14 protein-coding genes and 1 pseudogene are annotated in these 17,302 nt (G+C 66.3%); 7 read left to right on the forward strand and 8 right to left on the reverse strand.

Annotated elements, in window-relative coordinates:
- The first annotated feature begins 1,652 nt into the window (after positions 1–1,652).
- The 5 genes from ABH926_RS25265 (at position 1,653) to ABH926_RS25285 (ending at position 5,704) form a co-directional block, all read left to right on the forward strand.
- The gene (locus ABH926_RS25265) at positions 1,653–1,865 is read left to right on the forward strand and encodes a DDE-type integrase/transposase/recombinase (RefSeq protein WP_370368219.1); all 213 of its coding nucleotides are present in this window, start codon (positions 1,653–1,655) and stop codon (positions 1,863–1,865) included.
- Positions 1,866–1,939: 74 nt separating this feature from the next.
- Positions 1,940–2,137, forward strand: a complete 198-nt coding sequence (locus ABH926_RS25270) for an IS3 family transposase (RefSeq protein ID WP_212237756.1) — start codon at positions 1,940–1,942, stop codon at positions 2,135–2,137.
- A 575-nt stretch (positions 2,138–2,712) separates the two neighbouring features.
- Positions 2,713–4,155 (forward strand): RNase A-like domain-containing protein, encoded by a 1,443-nt coding sequence (locus ABH926_RS25275; protein WP_370368220.1) that lies wholly within the window; start codon positions 2,713–2,715, stop codon positions 4,153–4,155.
- Positions 4,156–4,186: 31 nt separating this feature from the next.
- On the forward strand, positions 4,187–4,954 hold the full coding sequence (locus tag ABH926_RS25280) for a contact-dependent growth inhibition system immunity protein (protein ID WP_370346600.1): 768 nt from the start codon (positions 4,187–4,189) through the stop codon (positions 4,952–4,954).
- Between the two features lie 429 nt (positions 4,955–5,383).
- Complete coding sequence (locus tag ABH926_RS25285; RefSeq protein WP_370368221.1) at positions 5,384–5,704, forward strand: DUF3024 domain-containing protein; 321 nt, start codon at positions 5,384–5,386, stop codon at positions 5,702–5,704.
- A 28-nt stretch (positions 5,705–5,732) separates the two neighbouring features.
- On the opposite strand, the gene ABH926_RS25290 is transcribed toward ABH926_RS25285, so the two are convergent.
- The 8 genes and pseudogenes from ABH926_RS25290 to ABH926_RS25325 form a co-directional block, all read right to left on the reverse strand.
- On the reverse strand, positions 5,733–6,962 hold the full coding sequence (locus ABH926_RS25290) for a hypothetical protein (RefSeq protein ID WP_370368222.1): 1,230 nt from the start codon (positions 6,960–6,962) through the stop codon (positions 5,733–5,735).
- Positions 6,963–7,428: 466 nt separating this feature from the next.
- A pseudogene (locus tag ABH926_RS25295) lies at positions 7,429–7,851 on the reverse strand (integrase core domain-containing protein); the annotation flags it as partial.
- A 354-nt stretch (positions 7,852–8,205) separates the two neighbouring features.
- The gene (locus ABH926_RS25300; RefSeq protein WP_370368224.1) at positions 8,206–8,670 is read right to left on the reverse strand and encodes a contact-dependent growth inhibition system immunity protein; all 465 of its coding nucleotides are present in this window, start codon (positions 8,668–8,670) and stop codon (positions 8,206–8,208) included.
- Positions 8,671–8,869: 199 nt separating this feature from the next.
- Positions 8,870–9,517, reverse strand: coding sequence for a DUF5825 family protein (locus ABH926_RS25305; RefSeq protein ID WP_370368225.1), 648 nt, complete (start codon positions 9,515–9,517; stop codon positions 8,870–8,872).
- Positions 9,514–11,448, reverse strand: a complete 1,935-nt coding sequence (locus tag ABH926_RS25310; RefSeq protein WP_370368226.1) for a RiPP maturation radical SAM C-methyltransferase — start codon at positions 11,446–11,448, stop codon at positions 9,514–9,516. Before ABH926_RS25310 ends, ABH926_RS25305 begins: the two co-directional genes overlap by 4 nt.
- On the reverse strand, positions 11,445–13,598 hold the full coding sequence (locus ABH926_RS25315; RefSeq protein ID WP_370368227.1) for a tetratricopeptide repeat protein: 2,154 nt from the start codon (positions 13,596–13,598) through the stop codon (positions 11,445–11,447). The genes ABH926_RS25310 and ABH926_RS25315 overlap by 4 nt, the downstream gene beginning before the upstream one ends.
- Positions 13,595–14,839 (reverse strand): hypothetical protein, encoded by a 1,245-nt coding sequence (locus tag ABH926_RS25320; RefSeq protein ID WP_370368228.1) that lies wholly within the window; start codon positions 14,837–14,839, stop codon positions 13,595–13,597. The genes ABH926_RS25315 and ABH926_RS25320 overlap by 4 nt, the downstream gene beginning before the upstream one ends.
- Before the next feature lie 431 nt (positions 14,840–15,270).
- Complete coding sequence (locus tag ABH926_RS25325; protein WP_370368229.1) at positions 15,271–16,044, reverse strand: BTAD domain-containing putative transcriptional regulator; 774 nt, start codon at positions 16,042–16,044, stop codon at positions 15,271–15,273.
- A 344-nt stretch (positions 16,045–16,388) separates the two neighbouring features.
- On the opposite strand from ABH926_RS25325, the gene ABH926_RS25330 reads away from it, so the two are divergent.
- Together ABH926_RS25330 and ABH926_RS25335 are read left to right on the forward strand one after the other, a co-directional pair.
- The gene (locus ABH926_RS25330; RefSeq protein ID WP_370368242.1) at positions 16,389–16,853 is read left to right on the forward strand and encodes a DUF6884 domain-containing protein; all 465 of its coding nucleotides are present in this window, start codon (positions 16,389–16,391) and stop codon (positions 16,851–16,853) included.
- A 217-nt stretch (positions 16,854–17,070) separates the two neighbouring features.
- Positions 17,071–17,172: an SEC-C metal-binding domain-containing protein gene (locus ABH926_RS25335; protein ID WP_370368230.1), complete on the forward strand. Its 102-nt coding sequence runs from the start codon at positions 17,071–17,073 to the stop codon at positions 17,170–17,172.
- Positions 17,173–17,302: the final 130 nt, after the last annotated feature.

Below are 17,302 nucleotides of genomic sequence, written 5' to 3' on the forward strand. Positions count from 1 at the left end.
GTTTCAAGTACATCAGTACCCTGTCCGGAGTACGGACGGCTACCAGATCCGTCAAAGTCTCTCCAGGAGCCTTGGCACCGGGCGCGGCAGCGATTCGACGAGGAGGACTTGTCTTGCGGATAGAGGCTCACGCTGTCCTCGATCAGCGAGGCTGGACAGTGGATCAGGATGTGAGCAACCAGACGACGCGCGTCGCCCGTCGGCCGGCGCGACGGCACTATGGTGTACACGCCCGATGGTCGGTACGCCGCGACTTTCGTCGCCGACGGTGCGGGTGGCCGGCTGGTCCTCTTGTCAGCCTATAGAGGCTGGACATCGCACGCGGTCGCGCCGATGCGGATCGCCGGCACTGCGGCCGCGACGATGATCGCCGCGGCGATCGCGGGCGACGAACCACTCAGCTCGTAGCCGGGCGGCACGCCGGGGCAAGGGTGGTGCCCCGGCTGCCCGGATCGATCGAGAACGTCCGCCCTCTGCAGGGGCCAACCAACGAGCACCGCTACGAGCCGCCCAGTTGCAGTCTCAGTTGCATTTGCGACTCTGCTCGCAGAGGTCGAATAGCGCCTCGCGCGACGAGAATCTCGCGGTGTAGACAGGCCTCCGCAGCCGCCGCAACGGACCTCGACAAGACTCGAAAGCGTGTGAGGTGCAAGCCTCGACAGGTCAAGCCCAATCGCGTCGCGTTGGGGCGCCAGCCTCAACCTGTCGCGTTCTGTCTCAGCGCCCCTGGTGCATAGGTGGTGAATTTCGCAATGCTTGGGGTGGCTCCATTGCTCCACTGCAGGTCAGGGCTGACGTATAGCTACTGCGATGCCAGGCCCCTAAGCTCCACGACACGCCCCCGATCTGCGAAACCGCAGGTCGGGGGCCGTTTTTTGGCGAGATGGTTGGAGTCACCCGAACTCCATAAAGAGCTTCGCGAGCGACGTTCGAACAGACAGGTAACGGCCCCAACCCCAGGTTGAGACCGTTCTGGCGCAGGCCGGGCTCGAACGCCGATTCTCATCCCATCCCGTTTTGGATTCTGATTCGTCGCCGTCCGCGGTGAATTGGTGGTGGCGTTTCACGCCCATAGGGAGTCCGGACGGGCCTCTGACACGGGCCGCTAAACTTGCCCTTCTTTCCCGGGCTCCTTAAGGGAGGCGACACTGGTCGCCGGAAGGAGTCTGTGATGCTGGAGCCTCATCCTCCGGAGTTCCGTCGTCGGGCCGTAGAGTTGGTCCGTGCCGGAAAGACGCCGATCGGTCAGCTGGCGAGGATCTGGGGATCTCGTACTCGTGTCTGCGACGCTGGATGGACCAGGCCAAGGTCGTCGACGGTGTAAAAACAGGGCCTGTCGAGGGCGGCGAAGGAGAGTTGGCGGCGTTGCGGCGGCGGACGCGTCAGCTGGAGAACGCCCAGCTGACCGCATCGATTACCGAGATCAACCGGATCTCCCGCGGCACCTGCGCTGCACCGATACACGCCGAGCTGCTGCTCGGGGCCGGCATACGCATCGGACGCAACCGTGTGGCCCCGGCTGATGCGCGCCGACGGCCTGGCCGGGATCTATCAGCGCCACGCACGTGGCCGCACTCGCGCCGACCCGTATGCCGATCCGCATCCGGACCTGGTGAACCGGGCGTTCACCACCGACGGCCCGGCTGTGGCCTATGGACATCACCCAGCACCGCACCGACCAGGACTGGATGTACCGTGCGGTCGTGCTGGACGCCATCAGCCGGCGGGTCGTGGTCTGGTTCATCGCCGACTACCTACGCATCGAGCTGGTCTGCGACGCCCTGGACACGGCCCGCTGGCACCGCGGGCCTGCGGCCGGGCAGACCGTGGCCCACTCCGACCACGGCAGCCAATACACCTCCTAGGTATTGGGCCAGCGGCTGCGCACCGCAGGGCTGCCCGGCTCGATAGGCACGATCGGGACTGCTTCGACAACTCGATGGTCGAGTCCTTCCTTGCCGCCCTGCAGCTGGAACTGCTGGACCGCCAAACCCGGGACACCCGCCAGGAACTCGCCAAGGCGATCTTCGAGTACATCGATGCCTGGTGCTACCCACACCGCCGACACTCCGCGATCGGTATGCTGAGCCCCGTAGAGTTCGGACAAGCACACACCGCTCACGCCATCGTGGCGTGAGCCACCGGAACCGGCCGGAAAACCGGGAGAAGCTCGGTCGTGCCGCCGTCGGTCCACGTACTGCCAGCGTAGGGGCTGGACTCGGCGAAACAGAGCCGACCTAAGCCAGTTTCGGACAGCAGGCAGTCCTGCTTCCACAAGGCTGGAACCTCGCTCGGCAAGAAGCGCCGCGAGGTACGTGGTGACGACGATCGCGACGTGGCGTTCCCCTGCCGGTGGGATCCTCAAGGTCAACAACCTGCGGTCCGGTCCCGACCCGCAAGCCGAGCTTGAGTGAGAGCACGTCGCCAGTCGTCACGGGAGCAATTGTCGCGAACTGTGAGCCTGTACCCCGACCGGTCCGCAGATGCTTGTGCCATGGGGCCCCCGTCCTCTGCCGACTCCGGCTTCTGACAGCATGAAGCACCTCGCTGGCGGCGAGTTCATGTGCACAGGATCGGTGGCGCCGAGAACCCTGAGCAACTGATCGGTACTCGCGGGTTACTAGTATCGCAGGCCCCTTGTATGCTCTTTCTCACTGTGCGGGGGAGCTTCATGCGTGGGCTGAGCAGAATCATCCGGGGGGGGTTGGACTGATGGCGCGTCCATCTGGCTGGGACATTCTGAGTTTGGATGGGGATCCCACGCCGGGCGTCGTGGAGTCGGTTGAGGCTCTGGCCAAGGAGTTCGGGGACTTCGCGCACGATGTGGAGTCGGCTTATCGGAGTCTGAATTCCTTCGGCTCGGATGCGACAGCGTTGCAGTGGGTGGGCCAGACCGCTGAGGCGTTCAAGGATCAGTTCGGTCCGCTGCCGGGGCGTCTACAGAAGTTGTACATCTCCTATAGCGAGGCCTCCGACGCCCTGTCCTCGTACGCGCCGAAGCTGCAGGCTGCGCAGACCAAGGCGGACTCGGCGTTGCACCAGGCCAAAGACGCCGCGGTCGATCTCCAACGTGCCACCACCTCTGCGAACAGCGCCGCGTCCGACTTGAAGTCGGCCCAGCAGAGCCATGCCGTCAACCCCGACCAGCAGGCTCTTGCCGATGCCCAGACCGCGCACGACAGTGCGCAGGCCAGCCTGAAGAACGCCCAGGCCCACATGGCCGCGCTCACCGCGCAGGCGAAACAGGCTTACGACGACCGCATCGACGCAGCCAAGAACTGCGCCAAGGCGTTGCACCACGCACAGTCCGACGGCATCCACAACAAGCACTGGTGGCAACACGTCGCCAGCAGTGTCCTGTCGACTGCCGGCGAAGTCCTTTCGGACGTCGGACACTTCGCCGAAGGCATGGCGTACGAACTCGAAGACGTCCTCAAGGCGCTGTTCAGCCCGAACTCGCTTCTCGGCATCGCCCAGACGCTCGCCGGGCTGATGTTGATGGTCGCGGGTGTCGGCGGCGAGGTCGGCGGCGTGGTGCTCGACGCGACGGGGGTCGGTGCCGTCCTCGGTATTCCGGCGGCCGCCGTGTCGGCCGGGCTCATCACCGCTGGCGGCGCTCTGGCCGGCAAGGGCTTGTACGACTGGATGGCCGCGATGGCCAACGGCGACTACAACGCCTGGCCCCGGGGCAAACGGGGCGGAGCGAAGCCGGCGAAGCTCCGCGATGCCGACCCGGGCGGAGATCAACAATACGGCGGCCACGCATATGATAAGCATGTTGGGGAAAGCAATGAGGAGCTTGGCGATCGGCTCTATGACACCAGAAACGATGAAAATCCGCCGGACGAGGTGTCGACATACGAGACCTACGAAGACGAACGGAGGTTCAGCCAAATGGTGATCGATCAGAATAATGCGCAAATCACCAATTGGCTGAGCAAGGCAAAACCTGGCAGCACACGGGATTTCGAAATGGACACTCTCGGCGAGGTGACCGGCCGCCAGCTCACCAGAGAAGATTGGGAGAATAAGCTCCCGTCCAAGCCGGTGCTGGGCGCCAGAGTAGTCATTAGAGCCGATCCGGCCGCGCCAAATGGGTATTATATCCTAACTAGCTTTCCTACTGGGATTGACGCAGCCACGTGGCTCCCTTAATACGCGCCAGCAATAGCCTGAGGTCTTGACGATGACACAGCCTGACATTTTCGATGACGACGCCCCGTGGGCCGAGAGGTTGCCGGAGCTGAGGCTCCTCCTCGAAGCTTATTCATCCGTGCCGCTCCAAGAACGGTTCACCGATACGCCGGACTCGCCCTCGAAGGCAATGCGTTCGTACCTGCGGATGGCCACCTTCTATCCGGGCCGGGCCTTCAGGGCCACTGCCGAGATCCTCGACACGCTCAAGCGTGGCCTGGACGACCCGGAGGTCACCGCGGACATGGACTCGATGTCGCGCATGATCGTTCCGGATGGCAGGACCCGTGAGGATTGCCTGACGGCGATGATCCCGCACCTGGTTGCCTTCACGGAAGGCGGTGAACAGGCCGCGGTTCAGAAGCCGGAGACCCGGTGGGAGTGGCGGGAACGCTTTCCCAATCTGGGCAACCTGCTTGGCAGCTACTATCACCAGGACATCGGCTACGTATACGGCAACAATGCGACCAGTGAAGTTATTCTCGCCGACTACTTCACCACAAATTGGCCCTACGAAGTAGCCGCTGCCGTGTCCGAGATCGACGAGCTGCTCGCGATGGGCTCCGACGAAGATTTTCTTGAAATGGCGACCTCAATGCTCGGCCGCCAGGTGCGCCCGTCGCGCGGGTTGTCACATGGAGAATGGCTGTCTTCGATCACCCGAGATCTACGGGGGCGACTGCAAGGCGTAGATTACCAGCCTCCGGCACCTCCGAACCCCGCATATCCGGCACACGACAAACGTGCCTGGGGACGTTGATCCACTGCCGCGCGAGGTACCGATCAAGGCTGTCGAAGCTGCCCCCGCTCCGGGCCAGGCTCGCTTGGCCCGCGGCTGGTCCGAGCACCTAGTGCAGCGACGCTCCCGGTCTCAACCGGTCACAACGCGTCTCGACACCACCGGTGCATGCGTGGTGCGGTTTCGGAAGTTGAAAGCATGCAACCGTCCCGCGCCAGCTCGCAGGCATAGTTTCAGGATTCGACTACCAGGCCCCTAAGCTCCACAAGCAGTACAAATTGGCTCGTTCCGGAGATCTCCGAAACGAGCCAATTTGCTAACGGGTCGACCGTACGTACGACGTCTCAACCCACCGATCCTTCGTTCCGGCGGGTTGGCGAAGGGCACGTCGCCGGTTCCCCAAACGGTGTCAGTCGCAGCTGTCTCCACGGCACCGCATAGATTGAAGCTATGACGATCTCGCAGCCTGACCAGGAGCTTGTCGCGGCGTGGTGCGAGCAACGAGTCCCTGCCCATGTTCGTGACCAGGTTGCGGTCGGCTTCACCATGCGTGGGGCATCGATCACGCTCATCGAGCGCCGCGCACCGTGGGATGGTGTGGGTGAATGGACTGCTCGGCCTTTCGCCCAGCTGCGCCGGAGCGGCTCGGTTTGGCGTCTGTACTGGCCCGACCGGAATACTCGCTGGCATCTCCGCGACGAGTTCCCTGCCACCAGCGACATTCAGACTCTTCTCGATATCGTTGCCGATCCTCGCAGCGCGTTCGAGTGACCCACGTCGCAGGCATGTTGTTATCGGGTCAGCGTTCGGTCCTGAGCAGCTCGGCCAGGCGCTTCCCGGTCACGGTGATGCTGGGGGTCGGCTCGTGATCGGCGAACGCCGGCTTCTTGCGGGTCAGCAGGGCCTCGCCGTCGCGGTCCCAGCGGAAGCCCTTCTTCCCCAAGAGCGTGGCGAACACGTGGTCGACGCTGTCGGGGTGTTGCGCGGCAAGGCGGCGGAAAAGAAAAGGCGGCACCGTCTCGTCGTTGAGGTAGTCGCGCAGTCGGGACAGTAGCGCCGGGGTCAGTTGTTCGGCAGGGACGGCGAACGGCTCCAGGACTGCGGCGAAATCGGCGAAGTAGTGGATTCCTTCGACCTCGTCGTAGACAACGGCGACGCTGGCCGCGTCAAGGATCTCTTCGGAGAACGCCACCAGGTCCTCCGGGTCGACTCCGGTGTCGCTGTCGGGGGCGCCCTTCGGGGAGGACGTCTGTTCGATTTGGCGCTGCCGCAGTCGGCGGAAGTCCAGCAGCACCTCGCGCATCTCCTGCGGTGTGCCGACGACCATGTCGTTGCCGGCGACCTGAAGGAACGCCGCGCGTTCCTCGGCCTGCATTCGCCAAGCCATCGTCATGAGCTCGGTATTGCGGCGCATCGCCTCAGGACGGGTAACTCCGGCCTGCATGGCTGTGCGGGCGATCGCCGGGCCGTCCTCGGGTTCGAACACGGCCTGGGTACCGGAGAACAGCCACACGTCGAAATCGGCGTGCGCCGGGACCACGCGGGCGACAACGAACGACCCGGGCGTCATCCGCTCCAATACCTCGGCGCCCGCCGTCGCCCATGTCGGATACAGCAGATCGTCGAGCAGATTGTGCAACAGCACCCCGTCTCGGAGACGTTCGCGCACCTCGAAGCAGCCTTCGACGACCTCCTGCCAACGCAGAAGTGCCGCTTTCTCCTCCGCGCTGAGAGCCGGGCGGCGCTGGTCGACGAACCGCTGTACGACGGTGGTGCCATCGTGCAGCTTCTTCTGCAAGACGAATGCGTCAATCGCCATGATCGCGGTGGACTCGTCGAGGAACCGCTCAGGGCCGGCGGCCTGGCGGAGCGCAGCGCTGAACTGCTTGGAGAACCGCGGGTGCTGTGCGAAGTCGATCAGTTCCCCCTTAAGGCCCTCGCTCAACTCGATCACGTGCTCGACGACGTCAGCCGGCGGTAGGCGCAGCGCGGTGACGTCAGGCCCCGGCCAGCCTTCATCCGCGTTCACAATCAGTCCTCCATTTGGTCCCGCGCGCCCTGCACGCCCACAGTCGCCGTCGGCATGGCACGCTCATCAGCGGCACGGCCAAGTATCGGCCGCATTCGGCCTTGGCTGCATAGAGTCGCCAGATTTTCACCGTGCCGAGGCGACAGCGAACATCCTCGCCAAGTCGCGGCCCCGTCGCCGAGATCGAGGCGCGTAGCGCGGTGCACCAGGTCATGCCAGCAGCTCAGGAGTGTTCAAGTACCGCAATCAGCTCCACATAGTGCCCCCGATCTGCGAAGCCGCAGGTCGGGGTTGGTTTTTGGCAAGATGGTTGGAGGTTGGGGTCGTTTTTGCGCGCGGCATGTTCGAACACCGGGCCTCATCCCAACCCCGTTGTGGACCCCGTTTTATCGCGGAAGCGCGGGTGTGCCGCCCCGCGTGAAGTCTCGGGAGGCACCACAATGACGCGGAACCAGCCGTACATCGGCTAGGTGTACTGCCCGGTGAGGTTGGGAACGCGGCTGGCTGGTGGTGAGCCTTTCAGCGCGGTGTGTCCGCGGTGGTGATTGTAGGTGTGGAGCCATCCGGGGAAGGCTTGGCGTCGCTCGGTTTCGCTGCGGTAGGGCTGGGCGTAGGCCCATTCCTCCAGCATGGTGCGGTTGTAGCGTTCGACTTTGCCGTTGGTTTGGGGTCGGTAGGGCCGGGTGCGTTTGTGGGTGATCCCGGCCTGGGCGAGGGTGTTGCGCCACAGGTGGGAGCGGTAGCAGGAGCCGTTGTCGGTGAGGACGCGAGTGACGGTGATGCCGGCGTCGGCGAAGAAGGCCTGGGCGCGGGTCCAGAATGCGACGGCGGTCTGGCGGGTCTCATCGGCCAGGATCTCGGTGTAGGCCAGTCGGGAGTGGTCGTCGACGGGGTCGTCGACCAGCGCCAGAGCAACCGTGGCAAGCGTCTTCGTCACCGTCCGCCAAGAACCCGACGCCCCGACGACGATCGATCCCGCCGGTAGCAACATCGGGAGTAACAGTGTCAGCCATCACGCCTACTCTCTACGGTAAGCGTCCGTTTCGATACAGAGAGTAAGTGTGACGATCGATCGCGGGTGAGTCGCAGCGCGTGGTTTTCAGTATCAGTACCTCCGTACTGCACCCTGACCAGCTACGCCATGTTGGCAACCGCGCAGTGATCAGAACTCCAAACGCGACCGAAGGGTGCTGCGATCCGAGCCGGCAGTCACGTCTGCTGGTGCGGGACTCTCCAGCGTGGATCAGCGCTCCCAGGCACGTTTGTCGTGCGCCGGATATGCGGGGTTCGGAGGCGGCGAAGGCTGGTGATCCACTGCGTCCAGCCGCTGCCGTACTTCTCGGGCGATCGCAGACAGCCACTGTTCATGCGACAACCCGGAAGGCGGGATCGCCCCGACACCGAGTGTTGAGGCTGCCATTTCAAGAAAACCTTCGGCGGTGCCCATGGCAAGTAGTTCGTTGATCTCGAATGCGGTAGCAGCTGCTTCGTCGTGCGGATTCGTGGCGAAGTAGTCCGCGAGAACGGCCTCATCCAGGGAGTCCCTGTTGAGGCCAGGGCATTCAAAGCCTACATCTTGGTGATAGTAGCCTCCGAGCAGGTTGGACAGGTTAGGCAATCGCTCTCGCCATTCCCATGACGTCTCCGGCGTGCCGACCACCGCCTGCTCACCACCTTCCGTAAAGGCGACCAGGTGCGGGATCATCATTTTCAGACAATCCTCCCGGGTTCTGCCGTCCGGTACGTTCGAAGCTTTGGCCACAGTGCGACCAGCGAGCAGGCCGACCTCCCCCACTTGCACGCACCGACCTGATCGGCCGTACAGATATCAACCCGAGCCAGCATCTTCGTCTACCCATGCCCTGAGGCTGCCGCGGTCCTCGCCAGGCAGACACACATGCACCGTCTCAGACGAGCATCGAAGGCCAAGGCCAGCGCTGGACGTGATACGGCAGCCAGACAGCAAAGCGGCCGGATCTCCACACCAGGTTCTCGGCTGAGAAGTCTTCCAGGACCGTCTCCGGGACGGCGGTCTCGTCGACTCGGTCGAGCAGCTGCTCCATGGCCGCCAAGTACTCCGGCTCGTCGAGGGTCAGGCGGTGCAGTTCGCCGGTTCGGCGGTCGCGGACCTGGACGAAGCCCGGTCCGTGGCGGTGGACGCACTTGCAGAGGTAGAAGGAGTCGGTCCACTTTCGGCTGATCTCCGGCGCGTCTTCGGGGCCGAGGATGGCGGTCGGGGGAAACAGATGGTTGAGAAGGCGCCATTCGGAGGCGGTGGGGTTGAGGCGGATTCGCCACTCGATGATGATGCCGCGGGCTGTCAGGTCGCGGACCAGGGCGAGGTCGGCGACGAGCGCCGCGGCCCGGGAGGCGTTCCCGGACGCGTCGACGACCTGGTCGAGGGTGACGCGGCGGACGCCCTGGTTGTAGAGGTCGTGGGCGAAGCGGGATGTCGGGTGGCCGGGGGTGGTCGTGCCCATCTGGACGCCTGGTATCGCCGCCGTGGCCGGGTCGGGGTGGCGCCACAGTGTCAGAGTCTGGTCGTTGCCGGTCATGATGCGGCCCCCACGAGTTCCTCGACCAGTGCCTCGTTGCCCAGCAGGCGGCGGGCGTCGATCCGGAGTAGTTCGTCGTTGGTCGCGTCCGGGACGACGTGGACGTAGTGGCCGTCGTCGTGGAACAGGAGGCCGAGTCCGATCCACTCCCGGAGCAGATGCGAGACCGTACCCTGATTCGCTTCGGGAACGCCGACCTCGGTCAGCTTGCGGGTCAGTGCTGTGGGGGTGTGCGGCTGATCGAGCAGCCGGAACGCGGCCACGTCGAGCGGCCGGACCAGCCGTAGGTGCTGCCATGGGAAGGCGCTGCGCTGGCTGGTCAGCAGGATCTCGTCACCGAGGTCGCACCGGGTCAGTCGGCTGTGTCGGAACTCGGCCTGCCAGGTGGCGATCGCTTCGTCCAGGCGGTCGGCCATCGGCTGGGCGATGCCCTGGGGCGTGGACTCGAAGAGGTAGGCCAGGTCGAACAGTTCTGCTTCGGGCAGGTCGTGGATGAGCGAGTACTGGCGGCCGGGCCGTAGGGCGTCGAAGCCGAGTTCCGGGCGGTTGAAGTAGGGGCTGAAGCGCTCGATCACGATGCGGGCCGTGCCGCCGGCCGGTTCCAGGTGGTGCAGGGCCGGCAGTTGTTCGAGGACTGATTCGTAGTCGGCGTCGGTCTCGCCGGGGAATCCGTAGAGGTAGTTCCACGACACCGACAGTCCGCAGCTCGCTCCGTCGCGCAGCATGCGGACGTTCTGGCAGCCTGTCACGCCTTTGTCCATGATTCGCAGGACCCTGCTGTCCAGGCTTTCGATGCCGGGCTGGACGTGGACCAGGCCGGCGCGGGCGAGCACCGCCAGCTGGGACCGGCGCAGATTCGACTTGATCTCGTACTGCATCCGCAGGTCGTGGCCGTCCTCGATGATCCCCGGGAGCAACGAGGAGATGTAGCCCATGTCCAGGATGTTGTCGACGACGAACATGTCGAGGATCTGGTGCCGCCGGACCAGGCCGTCGATCTCCTCGCGGAACCGCATCGGGCTCTTGCTCCGGAACTCCATCGACGAGCCGTTGAGGCCGCAGAACGTGCAGTGGTGCTTCTCGCCCCACCAGCAGCCGCGCGCGCCCTCGACCACGAGCCGGGGCTCGACCCAGTCGGCGGCCCGGGACTCCTCGAGCCGCTCGAAGTAGCCGTCGTAGTCGGGCGCAACGATGGCGGAGGGCGGCAGTGGACGGCTGGACATGGGGTTGGCCGCCGTCGATCCGTCGTGCGACCGTCGGTGGCACAGTCCGGGCACGTTCTCGAAGCCGGTGCCGCCGCTCTGGATCAGGCGGAGCAGTTGCGGGAACGTGATCTCACCCTCGCCGCGGATCACGTAGTCGACCCAGGGGAAGTTGCGGTGCAGTGCCTCGCCTTGGGGCCCGTCGCAGTTGGCGCCTCCGAAGACGGTGACGACGCCGGGCGCGAGCCGCTTGACCTCCTTGGCCAGCGCCAGGCCGGCGACGGTCTGCTGATAGGTGGAGGTCAGTCCCACGACGTCGGGGTTCAGCGCCGCGACGCGTGCGGCCAACTCGCGCACGAACTCCGGGACCAGCCTGTGCAGGTCGCGGTTCAGCGCGTACTCCTCGTCGGTCATCGTGTCGGCGAACTGCTCGTCGAATTCGGCGGTGTGCCAGTCGACGTCGTCGTAGAGGGCTGAGGAGAAGACCCAGTCGCCGAGCCCCTTGAAGTACGTCAGCGCTGCGAAGTAGTGGTAGTCGTGGTTGGTGAACTCGTAGCGCTCGGTGATCCAGTCCACGAAGTCGAGGTTCGCGTGCACCACCTCGACCTCGCTGCCCGGGATGTTCTCGGTCACCGCTCGCTTGAGGATGCCGAGAGCTAGTGATGGCACGTCGATGGGCATCCAGGGCATGTTGAGCAGGACGACCCTGAGGCCTCGTTCGCCGTTCACGAGGCCTCGCTCAGGCAGAGCTCGCGGCGCAGCAGGATCTCGTCGCGATCGGCGCCCGGCAGTTCGAGGGCCCGGGTGTAGTCCCGTACCGCGTCAGCCGGCTGTCCCGCGGCCTCGTTGACATAGCCGCGGTTGTAGAGGAGGTCTGGGTCGTCTCCGACGATCTCGAGGGCGCGATCGAGGTCGGCGACCGCAGCGTCGAAGCGCTGTTCGTCGAAGTACAGCGTGGCCCTGATGGCGAGTGCCTGATGCAGGGCCGGGTCGGCGGCCAGGGCGCGTTCGAGCGCGTTATGCGCGGCGGCGGTGTCGCCGGTGGCGATCGCCGTTTCGCCGAGCAGGCACAGCAGGCGCGGGTTCTCGGGATGCAGGGCGAGTCCGGCCGCGACGACTTCGGCTGCGGCATCGGCCGCCCCGATCTCGAGGAGCAGGGAGCTCAGGGCTATCCGGGACTCCAGCCAGTCGGGTTCGAGTTCCAGGACATAGGAGAAGTCTGCGATGGCTCCGTCGATGTCGCCCCCAGCAGCCCGCAGGTCGCCGCGGTTGTGGAACAGCTCCGGGAACGGCGGCGAGAGGGTCATCGTGTGCTCGTAGTCGGCGAGCGCCCCCGCGACGTCGCCGACCTGGTACCGCGCGTTCCCCCGGTCGAAGTAGTACTCCGGGTAGTGGGGGTCGAGCCGGACGAGTTCGTCGAAGTCATCGAGCGCCTCGTCCTGGCGGCCGAGCGCCATGAGCAGTTGCGCTCTGTTGTGCCGGAGTACGGAGCGGTGCAGCGCGTGCAGGTGGCCCTGGAGCTCGCGGTCCAGGTGGGCCAGTCCGCCGTCGACGAGTTCCAGGGCCGAGGCCAGTTGGGCGAGGTGCAGCTCGGCGAGGGCGAGCCCGTTGCTCATGAACACCGTGTAGAACGCGCGCAGGCCCGGATCGGCGATCTGGGAGGCCATCGCGATCGACGTGTTCAGGTGCGCCTTGGCGAGCGTGTGGTCCTTGCGCTCAGGGCGGTCGAAGCGGGTGTGGAGCATGCCGATGTTGTAGTGCAGCGCCATCGTCTGACGGGCGCCGGTCGTTTGGCTGAGGGCCCTGACATAGGCGGCGAGGGCGTCTTCCGGTCGGCCGAGCAGGCTGAGGATCTGTCCGCGTCGCGTCGCGACGTGGTGGTCGCCGCCGAGGTCGTGGTCGGGGGGCGCGGTGGCGAGCAGCCCGGCCATCTCCTCGATGTATTCGAGGACCGCGTGGTAGTAGCCGATGTCCATGCAGTGCATCTCGGCCCGGACGAGGGCGGGCCAGGCCGTCCGCACCGGGTCCGCCCCGCGCAGACGGTGGTAGGGGATCGCACCGAGGCGCAGGGAGAATTCGTCCTGCCGTTCCAGCTCCTCGGCGCGCTCGTCGTGGAGCCGGGCGCGGGTCGCTGGTTCAAGGTCCTGATAGGCCTCGAGCTCGCCGGGTACGTCGCTGACGCAGTCGGAGTCGACGAAGGCACGGGCTCGGGCCTGGGCTCGGGCCTGGTCCTGGGCTCGGGCCTGGACCACCGACTCCCGCCCGTCGGAGTCGTCCGTGCCGGACCCCTCGACACGGACGGCGTACGCATCGAGCGCTGTGACCAGCTCCGGGATCAAGGTGGAATCCGCGTCGGTGCCCACCACCAGCCGGACCCGGCCCGGATCGAGCCTGCGCAGGGCGATCGCGAGGAACTCGGCGTCGGTGTGATCCGCTTCCTCCACGGTGTCGAACTCGAGGAAGAGTGCGCCGTCGTCTCGCAGAGCCGCGTACGCCGTGAGGAACTCGATCAGGTGGTGGCTGAATCTCCGGGTCCGGAGCGGCGAGTACCACCGGGTGCGCTCCTCGGGGCCGGCGTTCTCCGTGAGCGTCGGCGGTGCGGATCCGATCAGCGGCTCCAACTCCGGGGCCGCGCAGAGGATCGCGACCCGGTGGCTCTCGACGAGCGCCGGCGCGACGCTGTACGCGTCGGGGACGAGCCTGCGGAGCACTTCGCCGAGACCGGTGAAGGGTCCGCGAAGCCGACGGTGACAGTTCACTGCGAGATCGCGCGGCGCGAGCGCGCTCGCCGCGGCGGCGCGGGCCGCGCGGCGTTCGCCGACGACCCAGACGTGCCGGATCGGTTCGGCGGTGGATCGTGGATGGGTGCTCGTGGTCACGGGGTCAGGCCCTTCTGCTCGGGGGCCGGTTCGAGCACCGGCGCCGCGGCGGGTACAGATGAAGTGGTTCCGCGCCCGGTCGACTGCCGTGCCGCGCGCCTGCGGTCCCGGAGCGTCAGGGTGAGGACGAGTGCGAGTTGGCCGGTGACGAACAGGAACGAGGCGGTCGAGTCCCAGAACCGGGCGGAGTCCGGGCCGTGGCCCAGACCGTGCGACAGGCGCGAGGAGTATTCAGTGGCGAGCCGATAGAACGAGAAGGCTCCGCCGGCGGCCAGGATCGTGACGAACAAGGCGCTGAGCGGGCCGAACCAACGTAGGACCGCCAGTTCCCGCGGCGTCCCCACCGGTTTGGGCACGTTGCGACGCATCAGGGATCGAAGATAGATCTGGGTCAGACCTCGTAGATCCGTGCATCTCAGTGCGGTCGCCAGCACGTGCTGGACGTCGGTCTCCAGGAAGAACAGGAACTGCCACAGGAAGCGGACGCCCGAGAAATAGGCGCTCGCCACGGCGATCCGGCCGAGGAGGGTGAGCGTGCCGTGCGCGGCGGCGTCGGCCTCGGCCAGCAGGATGAGGGCGGAGAAGACCACGAGATCGCAGGCCATCCCGGCGACGAAGGCGAGCAGACGCTTGCGGCGGGGCACGCTGTAGATCCCGGTCAGCGTGGTCTGGAACACGACGAAGTAGAGGCGGTGGCCGATGCCGATGCGGCTGGCGATCCCGAGTCGGCGGCCGGCGAGGACGTGAGCCATCTCGTGGAGCCAGATCAACGGGAGTTCGATGACGGCCAGGACCAGCGGCACGACGATCAGGGAATCGGTGAAGAAGATCCGCCCCGGCGCGGGGCGCAGCTGCGGATCGGCCACCAGATAGCCGACGGCGCTCGCCAACAGCGCGGCGTAGACCAGCCACGCGGGCCGGGAGAAGACCATTTTCGCGAGGCGCTGCAACTTCACCGGCGTGTCTGCCGGCTCGGACGGCTCAGCCTCGTCGTCTGCGCGCAGGAACCCGAGCGTGCGCAGATCATCGAGGAAGCCTTCGACGTCCGGGGTCTCGCTGTACTCCGCCTCGTACCACGCGACGGCCTCCGGGACAGTGGACACCTGAAGTCGCTGCAGCAGTTGGGCACCGTCCGCCGGCAGCACCGCGTACGACTCGGTGTCCGGCCGCCCGACCAGCACCTCGTCGCCCTCGTCGACGAAAGTGAGGCGGTGCAGGCGGATTCGGGTCGGGCTGCTCATGCTGGCGAGGTCCTTTCTGGGCGTGCGCCGACGGACAAGCACGGACGGAAGGCCGGCGTGGCGAGCACCCGCGAGCGCACTGCTGCTCCTCACGGGTGCCCGCCCACCTGGATCAGGCGGCGAATCAGGCGATGACGATCGGGCAGGACGTCGGGTCGCCGTACATCGTCGCGGCAACGCTGGTCAGCCGAACGGGGCCGACCTTGCGCACAGTCACCTTCTTCATGGTTTCTCCTCCTTCCGGATGAGGGATTCGGGTCGGCAGAGAGCGTCTGCCCACACCTTCAGGCTGCGGCACCGCGGCGGAAGGGCGGCGCGAAGCGGGACTGGAAGCCGGGGTGGAATTCGTTAGGGATATTCCGGAAGCGACGCCGTTGGTGGGAAACGCGCCGGGACGCCGGGACACCGGGCCACCACTCGGAAATCCCGCGTCACCCGGGAAGAGCGGCTCGGTCGAGGAGGCGCTCGGTGTCCAACGCGGTATCACGGGCTTGTACGCGCAGGCGCAGCGCTTGCAGACCCGCGCTGGGCACTGTCCCCAGCGAGTCGCGCATCCTCGCCTCGGCCCGCTTGTAGCAGGCCGCCGCCTCGCCGTGCTGTCCGCATCGGTACAGCGCCAACACCCGTAGCCCGACGATCTCGTCGTCGTGGGGATAGTCGCCTTCCCATTCGGTCAGCCGCGCCACCGCCGCGGCGGGGCGGTCGAGGTCGAGCAGGCAGCGCGCCAGGAAGACCCGGGCGTCCCGCCGCTCGCGCTCCAACTGGCCCCGGAAGAGCTCGAACCAGCTCCCGGGCAGGCCCGCCACAGCCGGGCCGCGCCACTCCGCCAAACCCTGCTCGATCAAACGGATCGCCTCCTCGAAGGTGCACTCCCGCAGCGCCCCGGAGGCGGATCTCAAAGCTCTGCGGAATCGATGGAGGTCTACGTGCGCGGGGTCCACATCGAGGACATAGCCCCCGTTGCGTGAGATGAGCTCGACTCCGTGTGGAGCAAGCGCCGACCGAAGCCAGCCGATGTACTTGTAGCGCACTGACGAACCAGGCAGTCTGTCCCCCCACACCCGGTCGACCAAGGTGTCAGTCGGCACCAGCGCACCGGGTGTCCGCAGCAGGACAGCCAGGACGCAGCGCGCCTTCGTCGATCGCAGGGCGGTCTCGCGGCCGTCGGCCCACGCTTCGACCGGACCCAGCAGATGGAACTCCATGATGATCCTCTCCCGGCCGGCCCCGTGTCTGTTCACGCGGGTGCCCGCCGGCGTGGTCACACCCCCGTTCTGGCATCCGGCAGTCGGCGGGATGGCTGTGCCCGCCCCGATGCTCATCAGGCGTCACGGCCTGATCTGTAAATCGGTTCACGCCTTCGCGGTCCCGAAACGGGCAGTCCTCGGCGCAGACGTGCGGGCTGAAGGGCGTCTTCGGCGGGAAATCCCGCAGTGGCAAGCGACTAGGGAGAAACACCCGCTGGTTGCCGCAAGGTCGATGACATTTCACCCGCACGCCTCCCCGGTTGGCGTACCGCGCCGCAATCGTGTACCTATCTGCCATGCCAATGCGCCCCGGTGATGGATCCGCGACGCCGGTCGCCGAGTCCTCGCCTGCCTCCTCGACCGCAGCGTCCGTCATCCTCGTCGGAGGTGGAAAGGCGCAGTTGAGCCAGCCCGCCGTGGCCCGCGACCTGTATGTCAGCCCGCAGTTCGTACAGCGGCGGGCCCGGGCCGAGGCGAGCGGTGTGCCGTGGTTCGTGGTCAGCGGCCGCTGGGGGCTGCTCGACCCCGACGACCTCCTCGCGCCCTATTCCTTCTCGTTCACGCAGCAGTCGGTGAACTACCGGCGAGCCTGGGGCCGCTTCGTGGCCGAGCAGCTGTGCCTGGTCAGCTCGATCGGCCGCGGCGACGTCGTGGAGATCTGCGCCGGTGCCGCCTACACCTCCGCGCTCACCGCCCCGATCGGGTACCTCGGTGCCCTGATCCGACGGGAGTCAGCTGGCGCGAGCGATTCGGCGGAAGGGCGGTGAGCATCGTCCGCCGGAATTCGGTGGCACCCGCCGACCTGCGACGGCTAAGGTCGCCGCGGGTCCGACAGGGACTCCTGATCAGGAGGTGGTCACGATGAACCGTTACGAAGACACCGAGCTCTCCTTTTGAGCGAACCGCCAAGCGCCGCCGGGGGTTCCCTCTAGCGAGACGCAGGTAAAGCGGGGCGACCGCAGCGTCGGCCTCGACAAAGAACTGATGGAGAAGCTCGGCGGAGCCGACCCCTGCCCTTGTGGCTCCGGGCGGCGGTTTCCGCAGGTGCTGTCGAGCCGGCGGACGGTTCGACGGCGTCTTGGGTGACTACTACATCCGCGAGCGCTAGTACGGTACGGCCGGCTAGTACTGCAGCCGCACTTGTTGTGACGTGTGGCGTTGCTGCTCGTTAGCGGTGTGTGGATCACGTTGCGGTTGCTGCCGACGTCCTGGAGCG

Source organism: Catenulispora sp. GP43 (assembly GCF_041260665.1).
GTDB lineage: Bacteria > Actinomycetota > Actinomycetes > Streptomycetales > Catenulisporaceae > Catenulispora.